Annotated in this window: 14 protein-coding genes and 2 pseudogenes; 5 read left to right on the forward strand and 11 right to left on the reverse strand. The window is 52.5% G+C overall.

The window, feature by feature from the left end; translation table 11 throughout:
* Positions 1-123: 123 nt before the first annotated feature.
* The 3 genes from lsrR (at position 124) to J4617_RS21080 (ending at position 3,126) form a co-directional block, all read left to right on the forward strand.
* Positions 124-1,083, forward strand: coding sequence for a transcriptional regulator LsrR (gene lsrR / locus J4617_RS21070; RefSeq protein WP_001283049.1), 960 nt, complete (start codon positions 124-126; stop codon positions 1,081-1,083).
* 86 nt (positions 1,084-1,169) lie between these two features.
* Positions 1,170-2,762: an autoinducer-2 kinase gene (lsrK, locus tag J4617_RS21075; RefSeq protein ID WP_000113085.1), complete on the forward strand. Its 1,593-nt coding sequence runs from the start codon at positions 1,170-1,172 to the stop codon at positions 2,760-2,762.
* 13 nt (positions 2,763-2,775) lie between these two features.
* Positions 2,776-3,126, forward strand: coding sequence for a cupin domain-containing protein (locus J4617_RS21080; protein ID WP_001173083.1), 351 nt, complete (start codon positions 2,776-2,778; stop codon positions 3,124-3,126).
* A gap of 89 nt (positions 3,127-3,215) precedes the next feature.
* On the opposite strand, the pseudogene J4617_RS21085 reads toward J4617_RS21080, so the two are convergent.
* The 11 genes and pseudogenes from J4617_RS21085 to cpxP form a co-directional block, all read right to left on the reverse strand.
* Positions 3,216-3,356: pseudogene (locus J4617_RS21085) on the reverse strand (CDP-diacylglycerol diphosphatase); the annotation flags it as partial.
* Positions 3,357-3,407: 51 nt separating this feature from the next.
* A pseudogene (locus J4617_RS21090) lies at positions 3,408-3,533 on the reverse strand (hypothetical protein); the annotation flags it as partial.
* A gap of 97 nt (positions 3,534-3,630) precedes the next feature.
* Complete coding sequence (locus J4617_RS21095; protein ID WP_023193107.1) at positions 3,631-4,353, reverse strand: GntR family transcriptional regulator; 723 nt, start codon at positions 4,351-4,353, stop codon at positions 3,631-3,633.
* 62 nt (positions 4,354-4,415) lie between these two features.
* Positions 4,416-5,456, reverse strand: a complete 1,041-nt coding sequence (locus tag J4617_RS21100; protein ID WP_000557878.1) for an ADP-ribosylglycohydrolase family protein — start codon at positions 5,454-5,456, stop codon at positions 4,416-4,418.
* 9 nt (positions 5,457-5,465) lie between these two features.
* A complete protein-coding gene (locus tag J4617_RS21105) occupies positions 5,466-6,425 on the reverse strand; it encodes an aminoimidazole riboside kinase (protein ID WP_000646510.1) in 960 nt (319 codons plus the stop codon).
* A gap of 10 nt (positions 6,426-6,435) precedes the next feature.
* The gene (locus tag J4617_RS21110; RefSeq protein ID WP_000777314.1) at positions 6,436-7,770 is read right to left on the reverse strand and encodes an MFS transporter; all 1,335 of its coding nucleotides are present in this window, start codon (positions 7,768-7,770) and stop codon (positions 6,436-6,438) included.
* 263 nt (positions 7,771-8,033) lie between these two features.
* A complete protein-coding gene (locus J4617_RS21115) occupies positions 8,034-8,789 on the reverse strand; it encodes a CDP-diacylglycerol diphosphatase (protein WP_000750755.1) in 756 nt (251 codons plus the stop codon).
* Positions 8,790-8,889: 100 nt separating this feature from the next.
* The gene (locus tag J4617_RS21120) at positions 8,890-9,879 is read right to left on the reverse strand and encodes a sulfate ABC transporter substrate-binding protein (protein WP_000758711.1); all 990 of its coding nucleotides are present in this window, start codon (positions 9,877-9,879) and stop codon (positions 8,890-8,892) included.
* A 203-nt stretch (positions 9,880-10,082) separates the two neighbouring features.
* Positions 10,083-11,045 carry a 6-phosphofructokinase gene (gene pfkA, locus J4617_RS21125; protein WP_000591793.1) on the reverse strand — a complete coding sequence of 321 codons (963 nt, stop codon included), beginning with the start codon at positions 11,043-11,045 and terminating at the stop codon, positions 10,083-10,085.
* Between the two features lie 184 nt (positions 11,046-11,229).
* Positions 11,230-12,132, reverse strand: a complete 903-nt coding sequence (gene fieF, locus J4617_RS21130) for a CDF family cation-efflux transporter FieF (RefSeq protein WP_001077320.1) — start codon at positions 12,130-12,132, stop codon at positions 11,230-11,232.
* Between the two features lie 147 nt (positions 12,133-12,279).
* Positions 12,280-12,780, reverse strand: a complete 501-nt coding sequence (gene cpxP, locus J4617_RS21135; protein ID WP_001233463.1) for a cell-envelope stress modulator CpxP — start codon at positions 12,778-12,780, stop codon at positions 12,280-12,282.
* 150 nt (positions 12,781-12,930) lie between these two features.
* Between cpxP and cpxR the strand changes: the two genes are divergently transcribed.
* Both cpxR and cpxA read left to right on the forward strand, forming a co-directional pair.
* Positions 12,931-13,629: an envelope stress response regulator transcription factor CpxR gene (gene cpxR / locus J4617_RS21140; RefSeq protein WP_001033731.1), complete on the forward strand. Its 699-nt coding sequence runs from the start codon at positions 12,931-12,933 to the stop codon at positions 13,627-13,629.
* A complete protein-coding gene (gene cpxA, locus J4617_RS21145) occupies positions 13,626-14,999 on the forward strand; it encodes an envelope stress sensor histidine kinase CpxA (RefSeq protein ID WP_000580402.1) in 1,374 nt (457 codons plus the stop codon). The genes cpxR and cpxA overlap by 4 nt, the downstream gene beginning before the upstream one ends.
* Positions 15,000-15,012: the final 13 nt, after the last annotated feature.

Here is a 15,012-nt window from a genome sequence, read left to right on the forward strand (position 1 = left end):
TTTAGATGATAAATGTTCAGATTTGGCGCGTTTTTGTGGCGTTAATCACGGTTATTTCGGAGTGATAACTGAACAATTGTGTTAATGATTTAGAAATGTTCAAAGTAAAGCCAGGTTATGACAATGAGCGATAATACGTTGGTATCTGATTATGGAATGTGCGAAGAAGAGCAGGTGGCGCGTATTGCCTGGTTCTACTATCACGATGGATTGACGCAGAGTGAAATCAGCGAGCGTCTGGGGCTAACCCGGCTGAAGGTTTCTCGTCTGCTGGAGAAAGGGCATCAGTCCGGTATTATTCGCGTACAAATCAACTCCCGCTTCGAAGGGTGTCTTGAGTATGAAAATGCCTTGCGCAACCACTTCGCATTGCAGAATATCCGCGTGCTGCCGGCATTACCCGATGCCGATATTGGTCTGCGCTTAGGAATCGGCGCCGCCCATATGTTGATGGAGTCACTGCGGCCACAGCAACTGCTGGCCGTCGGCTTTGGCGAAGCCACGATGACCACATTAAAACGCCTCAGCGGATTTATCTCGGCGCAACAAATCCGACTGGTCACGTTATCCGGCGGCGTGGGGCCGTATATGACCGGAATAGGCCAGCTTGATGCCGCTTGTAGCGTAAGTATTATGCCCGCGCCGCTGCGCGCATCATCGCAGGAAATTGCCTGCACGCTGCGCAATGAAAATAGCGTGCGGGATGTGATGCTCACAGCGCAAGCTGCCGATGCCGCCATCGTGGGGATTGGGGCAATTAACCAGAAAGATCAAGCCAGTATCTTAAAATCCGGTTATATCACTCAGGGTGAACAACTCATGATTGGCCGCAAAGGCGCAGTAGGCGATATTCTGGGCTATTTTTTTGATGCTCATGGCGAAATTATTCCAGACATCAAAATCCATAACGAATTAATTGGCCTGAAGTTAAATTCACTTTCCACGATCCCAACCGTGATTGGCGTCGCCGGCGGCGAACAAAAAGCAGAAGCTATTATTGCCGCTATGCGCGGTAACTATATCAATGCGCTGGTTACCGATCAGAAAACGGCAGGAAAAATAATTCAACTTATTGAAAAATAACAAATAAAATAACACTTACCTCAATTCAATAAACAATAACTGACAGGATTTTATGTAACGATGTAAAAATAGCCGAGGATAAAAAAATGGCTCGACTCTGTACCCATACTGAATCAGGACATTACCTGATGGCTCTTGACGCCGGTACCGGTAGCGTCAGAGCAGTAATTTTTGATCTACAAGGAAAGCAAATAGCTGTCGGTCAAGCGGAATGGCAGCATCTGGCCGTGCCGGATGTGCCTGGTTCGATGGAGTTTGATCTTGCCAAAAACTGGCAACTGGCTTGCCAGTGTATCCGTCAGGCACTACAGAAAGCCGCCATCCCTGCAACGGCTATCGCTGCCGTATCGGCCTGCTCGATGCGTGAAGGCATTGTTATTTATGACAGTAACGGCGAACCCATTTGGGCCTGCGCTAATGTTGACGCCCGCGCGGCGCACGAAGTCAGTGAATTAAAAGAGCTGCACGATAACACCTTTGAGGAGGAAGTTTATCGTTGCTCCGGGCAAACGCTGGCGCTCAGCGCTATTCCGCGTCTGCTCTGGCTTGCCCACCATCGTCCGGATATTTATCATCGCGCGTCAACCGTCACTATGATCAGCGACTGGATGGCCTTTATGCTCAGCGGCGAACTGGCGGTCGATCCCTCCAACGCAGGCACGACGGGGTTATTGGATCTGGTGACCCGCAACTGGAAACGTAGCCTGTTACAGATGGCGGGCCTGCGTTCTGACATTCTCTCGCCGGTAAAAGAAACCGGGACGCTGCTCGGTCACATTTCACAGAAAGCGGCTGAACAGTGCGACCTGCAAGCGGGTACGCCGGTCATCGTTGGCGGCGGCGATGTGCAGTTAGGCTGTCTGGGGCTGGGCGTCGTACGCCCGGCGCAAACGGCCGTGCTGGGCGGAACCTTCTGGCAACAGGTCGTCAATCTTCCCGCGCCGGTCACCGACCCAAACATGAACGTTCGCATCAATCCTCATGTGATCCCCGGTATGGTACAAACCGAGTCTATTAGCTTTTTTACTGGGTTAACGATGCGTTGGTTCCGCGACGCCTTTTGCGCCGAGGAAAAACTAATCGCTGAAAGGTTAGGTATTGATGCGTATTCCCTGCTGGAAGATATGGCCAGCCGGGTGCCTCCCGGCGCGTACGGTGTGATGCCCATCTTCTCTGACGTTATGCGTTTTAAACGCTGGTACCATGCCGCGCCGTCGTTTATCAATCTGTCTATCGATCCTGAAAAGTGTAATAAAGCGACCCTATTTCGCGCGCTGGAAGAGAATGCCGCCATTGTTTCCGCCTGCAATTTACAGCAAATTGCCGCGTTTTCCGGCGTACAGGCCGACTCGCTGGTTTTTGCCGGCGGAGGATCTAAAGGCAAATTATGGAGCCAAATCCTTGCCGACGTTACGGGACTCACCGTTCACGTACCTGTCGTCAAAGAAGCTACCGCGCTAGGGTGCGCTATTGCCGCAGGCGTTGGCGTGGGTGTCTGGCCATCGCTGGCGGAAACGGGAGAAAAGCTAGTGCGCTGGGATCGGGAGCATAAACCTAATCCTGAAAATTTCGCTGTCTATCAGCAGGCCAGAGAAAAATGGCAGGCCGTTTATCAGGATCAACGCGCGCTGGTCGATGGTGGCTTAACGACATCCCTCTGGAAAGCGCCAGGCCTGTAACAGGAGAATAAGCATGCAAAAAACGAATGAGAAGAATCATGAATACCGCTTTGGCGATAATGGTCCTAAATACTTAATCCGTGGGCCGGGCTGCGATATGGGCGTCGTCATACTACAACCAGGGCAGTCATTCCCTAACCATCGCCATAATACCGCTTGTGAGGTTTTTTATACCCTAAGCGGTGAAGTGTGCCTGTATCTGGAAGGAACACCTCATATCCTGCAAACTGGAGATGTTTTACAGTGCGAACCTGGGGAGGCGCATTATCTCATTAATAACGGCGATAAACCCTGGAAAGGCGTGTTTATTAAATCGCCCCATCTGGAAAATGACAGCCACCCCGCAGATCCACCAGCCTGGTAACGCCCGCGCCATCGCCAGATTTTGCCGGATAGCGCTACGAGAGCCTTGTCCGGCCTCCAAACGGCATTCGTTAATGCAATATCAAGCTGTCATTTGATGACCTGTTGGTTCAAGATATCACACTGATGATCCTGAATCTCCTCGGCAGAAGCGCGATTGAAGGTCAGTAAATTACGCTCGGTCGCCAGCAGGACAAAAGAGCCATCGCTTTGGCGTATCACCGCCAGCGCGATACATCACAGCATCCCCGCCCGCGCAGGAACTTTCCCTGGTCCCATCGCCACCACAGCAGCAAAAAATAGCAGTGCGGTCATAAACTCCGGCAGTGGCGAAGTCGCCCACAGAAGGATAGTAATGCCAACCATGATGAAAGGAAGGAACAGAGGATGGGGCAACCAGAGCGACATACCTGTCTCCTGACGATTTTTTCAGCAAGAATACGACGGACAGTCAGGCAGGTAAACGCCAGATATAGTGAGGTTATCGCAGGATTAAGTGGACAGATCAGTGATAATGAATTTCACCAAAGTATTCAGACAGCACGTAATAGCGGCAATACTCAAAAGGGCTGTCCTTCCCGGCCTGAAACGTCTGTCTGGCGACGGATAACAGCGGTTTATTGGCGGCGATTTGCAATTTTTCGCACAGGTCAGCGGAAGGTAAAATCGCCTCAACTTTTTCTATCGCCGAGTCGCTTGTGACGTTTAATAACGAATAAAGCGACGTATGCTCCAGCGCCTGCGGTGTAAGTTGCAGATCGGGAAAGAAGCTAAGATCGAGATAGATCTTTTCATGGTTAAACGGACGGTTATTCAGGCAACGAATACGCGAAATATAGAGATAGTGATGCTGTGAGGGCAGGCTCAAGCCGTCTGCCTGAGCGTCGCGCGCGCGGCGCGGCGCGATTTCCAGAATACGGTTCTCAATCGCCACGCTGGCGTCCTGGAGATCGCGGGTAATACCGCGAAACGTGTGCCCGTAGCTCACGCCTTCCGGCACCGAGCACACCACAGAACCACTCCCGCGCTGCGACGAAATAATGCCCGCATTGATTAATTCGCTCCAGGCCTGTTTAACCACAATCAGCGAGACGTTGTAGGATCTGGCAATCTCTTTTTGCGTCGGCAGCTGGCTGCCTAAAGGCAGAGATCCATTTTGGATCTGCTGACAGATGATAAAAAATAGTTGCTTATAAAGCGGAGTAAAGCTCGTTTTATCAACCTGCAAGCTGCGCACCTCACGTCTTCGCCAGCAGGGGACGTTTTACCGTCCCCGGCAGGGTGAATTCGCTACCCTGCGATTTGCCTGGCCAGTTCTGCCAAATCGAAATGATTCATACGATCCAAAGTCGTTAAATAATCGGCGGGAAAAGCCTCCACGCCATGGAATGCGCCGGAAATCGCCCCGACCATGGTGGCGACAGTATCAGTATCATTGCCGATATTAACGCCGGAGATAATAGCATCTACGGCAGAATTCGGACAACACGCGAACAGGCCAAAGGCCGCCGGCACCGCTTCACTCACGTGCAGCCCGGAGCCAATAATATCAGCAAGTTCCACCACCGCCGTTTCCCAATGGCGATGACGTTTACCGATATCTACGGCCAGTTCAATGCGTCGGGCAACGGAAGGACCTGCCACCATCATCGCCCCTTGCTCCTGCGCCAGCAGATAGCCCCTTTGCGCACCGTAAATACCGGCGGCAATAATGCTGTCTGCGTTGGTCTGCGCTCTTAACGCCTCGCTGGTTGCCGCCGCCATCGCCGCTGCGCCGGACATCGCCAGCACGTTATTATGCGTAAAACGGCAAATCTGTAGCGCGCAGTCAATCGCCGCGTCAATATCACCCGGATGCAGCACCGCCGCTGGCCAAATCTTCATGGCGGCGCCGTTCGTTGCCTCCGCGTTACCCTTATTAATAATCTGTACCGACTGTTTTTCGCCTTCCAGCTCACCCTGTAAAGAGGCGCGGTTATCATTGAATATTGCCTTCATTGCCGCACGCGTCGTCGGGCCGGTAAAGTTGGCGTAGTACGGGTAATCCAGCCACTGCTGAAAAGCCTCGCGCATCGCTTCGTCGCTGACTTCACGCTGATGGCGCAGCAGCGCGTCCATAATGTACTTAGCCTGAATAAAATCATCCGTGCACATACCCGCTTCATTGCAGCGGCCAAACGTGTCCGCTGGCGGTTTTTGAAAGGTCGTCACCCAGCCGCCAAAATAGTCTTTTATTTGCTGCTGGGTGCGTACTTCCGTCGCGGCTCCCATCGCGTCCGCGGCGGCGGCGCCCACCAGGCATCCCAGTATTTTGTTTTGATCAACGTGCATGATGACTCCTTATTTCACGGTCATGGCTTGTGCCAGCGAATGGCTGGAAAGAAAAGTGTTGAGTTGGTCAGGAAACGGTAAAGCGGTCATTGCGCCTTTTGCCGTCACCGCCATAGCGCCGCAGGCATTAGCATTGCTGATGGCCTCCGCCAGTAGGATATGATTCCAGCAATTTGCGCGGGAAAGGGTGAACAGCAGGCCGCCGACAAAAGCATCGCCTGCCCCGGTGGTATCGACGACATCGACGCGTGGTGCGGGAAAATGGAACTCCCCCTCGGCGGTAATCAACAGCGCGCCATCGGCCCCCAGCGAAATGATCGTGGTGTCACACCCAAGATCGCGCAGGTAATAACGCGCATCCTGCCAGTGACTGGCCCCGCTGAGCTGGCACAGCTCATCTGCCGAGACTTTGCAGATAGAAGCCAGTGCGGCGGACCGGGCGATCAGTTCAGGGATTTCATCAGTATTCCCCCACATTTTGCTGCGCAGATTGACGTCAAACAGTACGTAACCACCCGCTTCACGCATTCTTCTCGCTCCCTCAAGGCACGCCTCGCGAGCGGGCCTGTCGGTGAGGCCAATTGAGCTGAAGTAAAACCATTCGTACTGCCTGAACGGCGGCAGGTCCTGCGGCGAGACGTAGGTATCAGCCCCCGGATGCACCAGATAGGTAAAGCTGCGTTCCCCGTCAGCCGTCAGGTTGACGATCAGCACCGCGCTGGTCAGGTCCGCATCCAGCCTTAGAAACGTGACATCCACGCCGTTATCCTGGAAAACCTGGCGCAGGAAGCGACCGACGTCATCGTCGCCAAGACAGCCAATAAAACCGCACTCTCCGCCCAGCCTGGCAACGCATACCCCCACGTTCGCCGACGCTCCGCCGGGGCATTTCAGATAGCTGTTCTGTTTTTCCGGCACCAGATCAACGGAGGCATCGCCGATAACCCAAACCTTATTCATGGCCTTCATTTGCGCCTCCTTATGCCTGCTTCTGCGCCAGGGCAAGCTGAATATCACGATAATATTCGTTATTAATCAGATACTTTTTCATAAGCAGCCCAACCGCAAGATGGAACAGTGCCGGAATGAGCGTCATCATCAGCGCAATACCGGTGAGCGAACGCGCGCTCTGTTCAACATCGGCCTGATAGCCAAAGTGGCTCAGCAGGAATCCGAGTATCCCGCCCGCGATCCCCATCCCAAACTTCTGGAAGAAGAGGATGCCGCCAAACGCCAACCCGGAAACGCGCAGACCGGTTTTCTTTTCTCCGTAATCCACCGCTTCGGCGATAGAGGACCAGAACACCGGCATTTGCATATCGCAGAAGAAATTAATAAGAAAATAGAACGCAAACGCCAGGATAAGATTTTCACGCCCGACGGAGAAATACATCAGCGCGCTCAGGATAAAGGTAATAATCTGGGTGTAGCGGAACATCTTAATTTTGTCCCAGAACTTGGTTATCCAGGTGGTGGCAATCATCGCTAAAATAGAGGCAACGACGCCGGTAGTCAGGAAGGGTGAAATCAGGCTATCTCCGCCGTTCAGATAATACTTGGCGTAATAAGCGGCAACGGAACCGCGAATAACATAACCGCACATCAGCAGCAGAATAACAACGCCGAGAATAATCCACTGATCGTTGCGTAACAGATATTTAAACTGTTTCCCCACCGATAACGACGTAATTTCCGGCTCGCTGCGTTCACGCGTGGTAAGAAAACAGAAGATAAACAGCAAGGCGCCCATCGCCCCCATCAGCCCCATCGAAAACTGGTAACCCAGCGCCTTGTTGCCCTGCCCCAGCCAGACGGCAAGCATCGGTACGACGATAGTCACCAGGAAAGCGGCAATCTTGGTCATCACAAAACGATAACCGTTGGCGCTTAACCGTTCGACGGGGTCGCTGGTAATGACGCCAATCATCGAAATATAGGGAATGGTGATCGCGGTATAGACCAGGGTCATTAGAATATAGGTGCCATAGGCCCACGCCAGCTTGGCCATATAAGCCATATCAGGCGTAATAAACATCAAATACACGGCGAAACCAAAAGGAATGGCAAACCACAGCAGCCACGGGCGGTAACGCCCCCAGCGCGTATTCAGTTTATCGGTCAGAACCCCCATGGCCGGATCGATAATGGCATCAATCATCCGCACAACCACAAACAGTACGCCAACATCAGCGGCGCTCAGGCCGTAGATATCGGTATAGAAATAGGCGAGGAGCAGCTGCATGGCGATAATCACAACGTTTATCGCCATATCTCCCGCGCCGAAGCCGATTTTTTCCACGATAGAAAGTTTCATGTTGATATTCCTTTACGCTTAACAGCGCAAATCTGGTGAACAATTAATGATGTCACTACATGAAATAAAAACGTTTTTATATAAGCCATCCACCAGACAATCTATGGAGGCTATGAAGAGAGTGTAACGAACCATCAAAAGATATAAAGGTATACCTTTATATCTTTTGATCGGTTTCACATATTTTTATAGACACGATCTTACCCCAGTTTTAAACCGGGATAAGAATCAATAAGATAATGAGCAGGGGGGTGTAACGAAAATCAGCGGGAAGACAAAATGGCGCAACTATGGTCCTGAATCTCTTCCGCCGATGCGCGATTAAGCGTCAGCAGGTTACGCTCGGTCGCCAGCAGAACAAAAGAGTCGTCGCTTTGGCGTACCACCGCCAGCGCATAGCGTCCCATATGATCGCGCGCTTCCGGCACCTCTTCCGCCAGCATCATAAACGGACTACGCTGCGCCAGCTCGCTCTCGGTTACCCGGCGCGCCAGGTATTCATGCCCCATCAGGTCGCCCGGCAGCGGAAGCCAGCGAGTGCTGATGCGCGTGAGATCGTTATCCAGTTGTTCCCGAACGTCAGGACGGATGCAAGAAATATGGATATGCAAATGGTCCTGTGAACGACCAAGCCGCGAATTAATCGCCAGCGAGACCGCGCTATCCGGAATATCATGCCCGTATTTTTTACTCATATAGCCGCGAGCCTGCCAGGCCAGCCAGAAAAAGTTGGGCGTAGCGGGTTCCAGCAATAGCGGGCTTTCTGTACCGTTGATACGGTAGGTGGGCATCAATAAATATTGCAACGGACCGTGACGATCTTTAAAGACGACATAGCCAGCGCGAGGTTTGACTTCCGCGCACGGCGCTGGGTTTTGATGCTGTAACTGATCGGGCAGGCATTGTTCAAGCACGATTTCCCGTAATGCATCAGGGTTGCCGGAAAATTTCCAGTAACCGACGCCCGCCGCGGCGACAATCACTATCACCGCCAGTAAAAAGTAGCCTGTTTTTTTCATGATATGCGTTCCCTGTGACCCATAGACGGGGAAGAGTAACGCAAAATTGTGGCAAAGAAAAAACCCGGTAACATAATACGTTACCGGGTTTATAAACGGTTTAGCGTTTGCTGATTTGGTCGAACGTACCGCCATTAGCGAAGTGATCTTTTTGCGCCTTCGCCCAGCCGCCAAACACCTCGTCAATGGTGAACAGCTTCAGCTTCGGAAACGCATCGTCGTATTTTTTCGCCACGTCAGCATCGCGCGGACGGTAGAAGTTTTTCGCTGCTATCTCCTGCCCTTCCGGCGAGTAGAGATACTTCAGGTAGGCTTCCGCTACCGCTTTGGTGTCTTTCTTTTCCACCACTTTGTCGACCACGGAAACGGTCGGCTCTGCGAGAATAGATTCACTCGGGGTCACTATCTCGAATTTATCTTTACCCAGTTCATTCGTCGCCAGTAGCGCTTCGTTTTCCCAGGCAATCAGCACATCACCGATACCGCGTTCAACGAAAGTATTGGTTGAGCCGCGCGCGCCGGAGTCCAGCACTTCAACGTTTTTAAACAGGGCTTTGACAAAGTCCTGCGCTTTGGCCTGATCGTTATTGTTGTGGTGCAGGGCGTAGCCCCATGCCGCCAGATAGTTCCAGCGTGCGCCGCCAGAGCTTTTCGGGTTTGGCGTAATCACCGACACACCGGGTTTAATCAGATCGTTCCAGTCATGAATTTGTTTTGGATTGCCTTTACGGACCAGGAAAACGATGGTGGAGGTGTAAGGTGCTGAGTTATCCGGCAGACGCTTAATCCAGTTTTTATCGATACGACCACGTTCCGCAATAGCGTCCACATCGTAAGCCAGCGCCAGCGTCACGACATCGGCTTCAATGCCGTTAATAACGGAAGTCGCCTGTTTACCCGAACCGCCGTGCGATTGACGGATCACGACGTTGTCGCCGGTTTCCTGCTTCCAGTGCGCGCTAAACGCTTTGTTGTACTGCTCGTACAGCTCACGCGTTGGATCGTATGATACGTTAAGTAACTGAATATCCTTTGCCAGAATGCTGGTTGACGCCAGCAATAATGTGAACCCCACGCCCCACTTTTTCATCGCCCGACTCGCTTATGTTGTGTTGTGATGAGCAAAGCGTGCCAGAAAGAGATCCAAACATTAAAGAATAAAAAAAGATTGGCTATAACTTCGAGGAATAAATCTGAGGGATTGCCGGATGGCGGCTAGCGCCTAATCCGGCCTACACGTTTCTGCAACCTGTAGGCCTGATAAGCGTAGCGCCATCAGGCGCGCAAAAACAATCAGTACAGTTTTTTCGCGCACTCCATCCAGTCGCTTTTGAACGGACGCTTCATGTTTTCAATCGCATCGATGATGTCATGATGAACAAGCTGCTCGTTCTGGATACCGACACAACGACCGCCATGGCCTTCCAGCAGCAGGTCAATAGCATACGCGCCCATACGGGAAGCCAGAATGCGATCGTAAGGTACCGGGGAACCACCGCGCTGAATGTGGCCGAGCACCGTCGCACGCGTTTCACGGCCCGTTTCTTTTTCAATAAAGTGCGCCAGCTCGTCAACATCACACATATGTTCGGTGATAGCGACGATAGCGTGTTTTTTCCCTTTCGCGATCCCGGCTTTGATTTCCGCCACCAGATCCTCGCGATTAAATTCAACTTCCGGCACCACGATAAACTCACAGCCGCCAGCAATAGCCGCCGCCAACGTCAGGTCGCCGCAATAACGGCCCATCACCTCAACGATAGAGATACGCTGGTGAGAAGAGGAGGTGTCACGCAGACGGTCAATCGCTTCCACTACAGTGCCGAGAGCAGTGAAATAGCCGATAGTGTAGTCGGTGCCTTTGATGTCGTTATCGATAGTGCCTGGCAGACCGATGCACGGGAAGCCCATTTCAGTCAGACGTTTTGCACCCATATAAGAACCGTCGCCGCCAATAACTACCAGCGCATCGATACCGCGTTTTTTCAGGTTTTCGATCGCGACAGCGCGAATATTTTCGTCACGGAATTCCGGGAAACGGGCAGAACCGAGGAAAGTACCGCCACGGTTGATCATGTCAGATACGCTGTAACGGTCAAGCTGAACCATACGATCTTCATACAGGCCCAGATAGCCGTCATAAATGCCCATGACTTCCAGCCCTTCCGTCAACGCTGCGCGCACAACACCGCGGATTGCCGCGTTCATGCCCGGCGCATCACCGCCGCTTGTCAACACACCGATTTTCTTAATCATGACTACCTCTGAACTTTGGAATGCAAAATGAAATCTATTGCCGGAAGCCGATTTCGCACTTCGAAACGATCCAACGAATATACAGATAGTATAACAATCCCTTCCTGCTGAATTGATTCAGGTCAGGCCAAATGGCGGTAATTTATACACAAAATGCTGGCCTGGCTCACTTTTTAACAATCAATTATACAAGCTCGAACTTCCTGCCTTCCCTGGGAACGACTGAACAGGGATCCTGATGAATAATGACATCTGAACCCGGAAAACGCTGTAAAATCGCCTGCTCTACCTGGTCAGCCACAAAATGCGCCTGAACGAGCGGCAGATTATCTTCCATTTCCAAATGAATCTGAATAAAGCGAGTCGGCCCTGACTGCCGCGTGCGGAGATCGTGCGCGCCGCTGACTCCCGGCCATGACGTCACGATATCAATAATTTCCTGTCGTTCCGCATCGGGCAGCGCGCGATCCAATAATGACTGCACCGCCTCATACCCCATACGTAACGCGCTATACAAAATATAGATGCCGATACCTAACGCAAACAGGGCATCCGCACGATGCCAACCGTACCAGGATAACCCCAGCGCGATAAGAATCGCTCCGTTCATCATAACATCAGACTGATAATGAAGCATATCCGCCCGTACCGCCTGACTTTGGGTCTTGCGTACCACCCAGCGCTGAAACGTGACCAGTATAATAGTGCATATCAGAGCGATGACGGTAACGCCAATCCCCACGCCGGGGTCGTTCATTGGCGTCGGCTTAATCAGATTCTGAATACTGGTCAAAAACAGAAACAACGCCGAACCGGAAATAAACATACTTTGCGCCAGCGCCGCCAGCGACTCCGCTTTACCGTGCCCAAACGTGTGTTCATCATCTGCGGGTTGCAGCGAATAACGCACGACCAACAAATTCGTCAATGACGCGGCAATATCCACCAGCGAGTCCACCAACGCCGCCAGAATACTCACCGATCCCGTATACCACCACGCAAAAATTTTGATCAAAAGTAACGCTGATGCCATCGCCGTTGCCGCGATAGCCGCCCGGCTAACCAGCCGTCCATAGGTTTGATTCATAAATACTCCCGCTATCTTCTGCCGGTAGTATAACGGATGGTTTAAAACAGTAAGCTAATAACAGAATGACAAACTGGAGATAAAAAAAACCCCCACATCATGTGGGGGAAGACAGGGATGGTGTCTATGGCAAGGAAAACAGGGTTGTTACTGGGAACGTGAGTTGCTACTACTCAATAATTTCAACGATGAACTTTTTTGCCATTGCGCCACGTCGCGCAGTTGCTCCATTCGTTGCTGATGCTTTTCATTCAAAACCGCTTGCTGCTCCGGCGTTAACAGGCGATACATCTGGTTACGCACGCGGGCCATTTCGACCTGGCGGGCAACCTGCTCTTGCGCCATTTTTTCTGCCTGAGCGCGCACAGCGCTTTCATCAAATTTTTCTGCGGTGACAAGCCGATGCATTGTCTCCATTTCGCTAACATTAACAGGAGGCTGTTCGTGCCTTGCCTGTTGCATAAGATCTCGCATCTGCTGACGCTGATGTTCGGTTAAACTTATGCCGTCAAACATATGATTTTGCGCGCTACGCTGCGTGGCCCCGTCACCGGGGTGCCAGTTATCGCTTGTAACAACTTCAGCTGCGTGGCTTAAAAAACTGAATGCCAGCGTTGAGGCCATAACAGCAGCGGTAACTTTGCGCATCGCTTGCTCCCAAAATCTTTTCTGTCGCGATTCAACGAGAGACAGTTTACGATTCGGGCTGCAAACATGCGTCAGGGGGTGTAAAACAACGTAAAGTCATGGATTAGCGACGCCTGATGACGTAATTTCTGCCTCGGAGGTACGTAAACAATGAATAAAATCCTGTTAGTTGATGATGACCGAGAGCTGACTTCCCTGTTAAAAGAGCTCCTCGAAATGGAAGGTTTTAATGTCCTGGTGGCCCACGACGGCGAGCAGGCGCTTGAGCTTTTGGATGACAGCATCGATTTACTTTTGCTTGACGTCATGATGCCGAAGAAAAACGGTATCGATACGTTGAAAGCGCTTCGCCAGACACACCAGACGCCTGTCATTATGCTGACCGCGCGCGGCAGCGAGCTGGATCGCGTTCTCGGCCTTGAGCTGGGCGCGGACGACTATTTACCCAAACCATTTAACGACCGCGAGCTGGTAGCGCGCATCAGGGCTATTTTGCGCCGTTCCCACTGGAGCGAACAGCAGCAGAGCAGCGACAACGGCTCGCCGACGCTGGAAGTTGATGCGCTAAGCCTTAATCCGGGTCGCCAGGAAGCCAGTTTCGATGGCCAAACGCTGGAGCTGACCGGTACGGAATTCACCCTGCTCTATTTGCTGGCGCAACACCTCGGCCAGGTGGTTTCCCGTGAACATTTAAGCCAGGAAGTGCTGGGTAAGCGCCTGACGCCGTTCGATCGCGCCATTGATATGCATATTTCTAACCTGCGCCGCAAACTGCCGGAACGCAAAGACGGTCACCCGTGGTTTAAAACATTGCGTGGTCGCGGCTATCTGATGGTTTCCGCTTCATGATAGGAAGTTTAACCGCGCGCATCTTCGCCATCTTCTGGTTGACGCTGGCGCTGGTGCTAATGCTGGTACTGATGTTGCCCAAGCTCGATTCACGCCAGATGACCGAGCTGCTGGACAGCGAACAGCGCCAGGGATTGATGATAGAGCAACATGTAGAAGCTGAACTTGCGAACGATCCGCCCAACGACCTGATGTGGTGGCGTCGCCTGTTCCGCGCGATCGATAAGTGGGCGCCGCCTGGACAGCGGTTATTACTGGTGACCTCTGAAGGACGCGTGATCGGTGCTGAACGCAGCGAAATGCAGATCATTCGTAACTTCATTGGTCAGGCGGATAATGCCGATCATCCGCAGAAGAAAAAATATGGCCGCGTAGAGATGGTGGGGCCGTTCTCCGTTCGCGACGGAGAGGATAATTACCAGCTTTACTTGATTCGACCGGCCAGCAGTTCGCAATCCGATTTTATTAATCTGCTGTTTGACCGCCCGCTTCTGTTGCTCATTGTCACGATGCTGGTCAGTTCGCCGCTCTTGCTATGGCTGGCATGGAGTCTGGCGAAACCGGCGCGTAAGTTGAAAAACGCGGCTGATGAAGTGGCGCAAGGCAACCTGCGTCAGCATCCGGAGCTGGAGGCGGGTCCGCAGGAGTTCCTCGCCGCTGGCGCCAGTTTTAACCAGATGGTGACGGCGCTGGAACGGATGATGACCTCGCAGCAGCGTTTGCTGTCAGACATCTCCCATGAGCTGCGAACGCCCCTTACGCGCCTGCAACTGGGTACCGCTCTGCTGCGTCGTCGTGGCGGCGAAAGCAAAGAGCTGGAGCGTATTGAAACCGAAGCGCAGCGTCTGGACAGCATGATCAATGACCTGCTGGTGATGTCGCGTAACCAACAGAAAAATGCGCTGGTCAGCGAAACGATGAAAGCCAATCAGCTATGGGGCGAAGTGCTGGATAACGCCGCCTTTGAAGCCGAACAGATGGGCAAGTCGTTAACGGTAAATTATCCGCCGGGGCCGTGGCCGCTCTATGGCAACCCAAACGCGCTGGAAAGCGCGCTGGAAAATATTGTTCGTAATGCGCTGCGCTATTCACATACGAAGATTGAAGTCGGCTTCTCGGTGGATAAAGACGGTATTACGATCACGGTCGATGACGACGGGCCGGGCGTCAGCCCTGAAGACCGCGAGCAGATCTTCCGTCCGTTCTATCGCACTGATGAGGCGCGCGACCGCGAGTCTGGCGGCACCGGGCTGGGGCTGGCGATTGTCGAAAGCGCCATGCAGCAGCACCGCGGCTGGGTGAAGGCTGACGATAGCCCGCTCGGCGGGTTGCGGCTCACGCTGTGGCTACCGCTGTACAAGCGAACCTAAAAACCATCGGCCT

The sequence above is a fragment of the Salmonella sp. 32010601201800023SM genome (genome assembly GCF_017572235.1).
Classification (GTDB): Bacteria; Pseudomonadota; Gammaproteobacteria; order Enterobacterales; family Enterobacteriaceae; genus Salmonella; species Salmonella enterica.

Excerpts from the sequence above, each read along its gene's own strand:
- J4617_RS21100 (WP_000557878.1), bottom strand. The coding sequence starts at position 5,456 with ATGCACGTTGATCAAAACAAAATACTGGGATGCCTGGTGGGCGCCGCC.
- pfkA (WP_000591793.1), bottom strand. The coding sequence starts at position 11,045 with ATGATTAAGAAAATCGGTGTGTTGACAAGCGGCGGTGATGCGCCGGGC.
- J4617_RS21110 (WP_000777314.1), bottom strand. The coding sequence starts at position 7,770 with ATGAAACTTTCTATCGTGGAAAAAATCGGCTTCGGCGCGGGAGATATG.
- cpxR (WP_001033731.1), top strand. The coding sequence starts at position 12,931 with ATGAATAAAATCCTGTTAGTTGATGATGACCGAGAGCTGACTTCCCTG.
- fieF (WP_001077320.1), bottom strand. The coding sequence starts at position 12,132 with ATGAATCAAACCTATGGACGGCTGGTTAGCCGGGCGGCTATCGCGGCA.
- J4617_RS21115 (WP_000750755.1), bottom strand. The coding sequence starts at position 8,789 with ATGAAAAAAACAGGCTACTTTTTACTGGCGGTGATAGTGATTGTCGCC.
- cpxP (WP_001233463.1), bottom strand. The coding sequence starts at position 12,780 with ATGCGCAAAGTTACCGCTGCTGTTATGGCCTCAACGCTGGCATTCAGT.
- lsrR (WP_001283049.1), top strand. The coding sequence starts at position 124 with ATGAGCGATAATACGTTGGTATCTGATTATGGAATGTGCGAAGAAGAG.
- lsrK (WP_000113085.1), top strand. The coding sequence starts at position 1,170 with ATGGCTCGACTCTGTACCCATACTGAATCAGGACATTACCTGATGGCT.
- J4617_RS21120 (WP_000758711.1), bottom strand. The coding sequence starts at position 9,879 with ATGAAAAAGTGGGGCGTGGGGTTCACATTATTGCTGGCGTCAACCAGC.
- J4617_RS21105 (WP_000646510.1), bottom strand. The coding sequence starts at position 6,425 with ATGAAGGCCATGAATAAGGTTTGGGTTATCGGCGATGCCTCCGTTGAT.
- J4617_RS21080 (WP_001173083.1), top strand. The coding sequence starts at position 2,776 with ATGCAAAAAACGAATGAGAAGAATCATGAATACCGCTTTGGCGATAAT.
- cpxA (WP_000580402.1), top strand. The coding sequence starts at position 13,626 with ATGATAGGAAGTTTAACCGCGCGCATCTTCGCCATCTTCTGGTTGACG.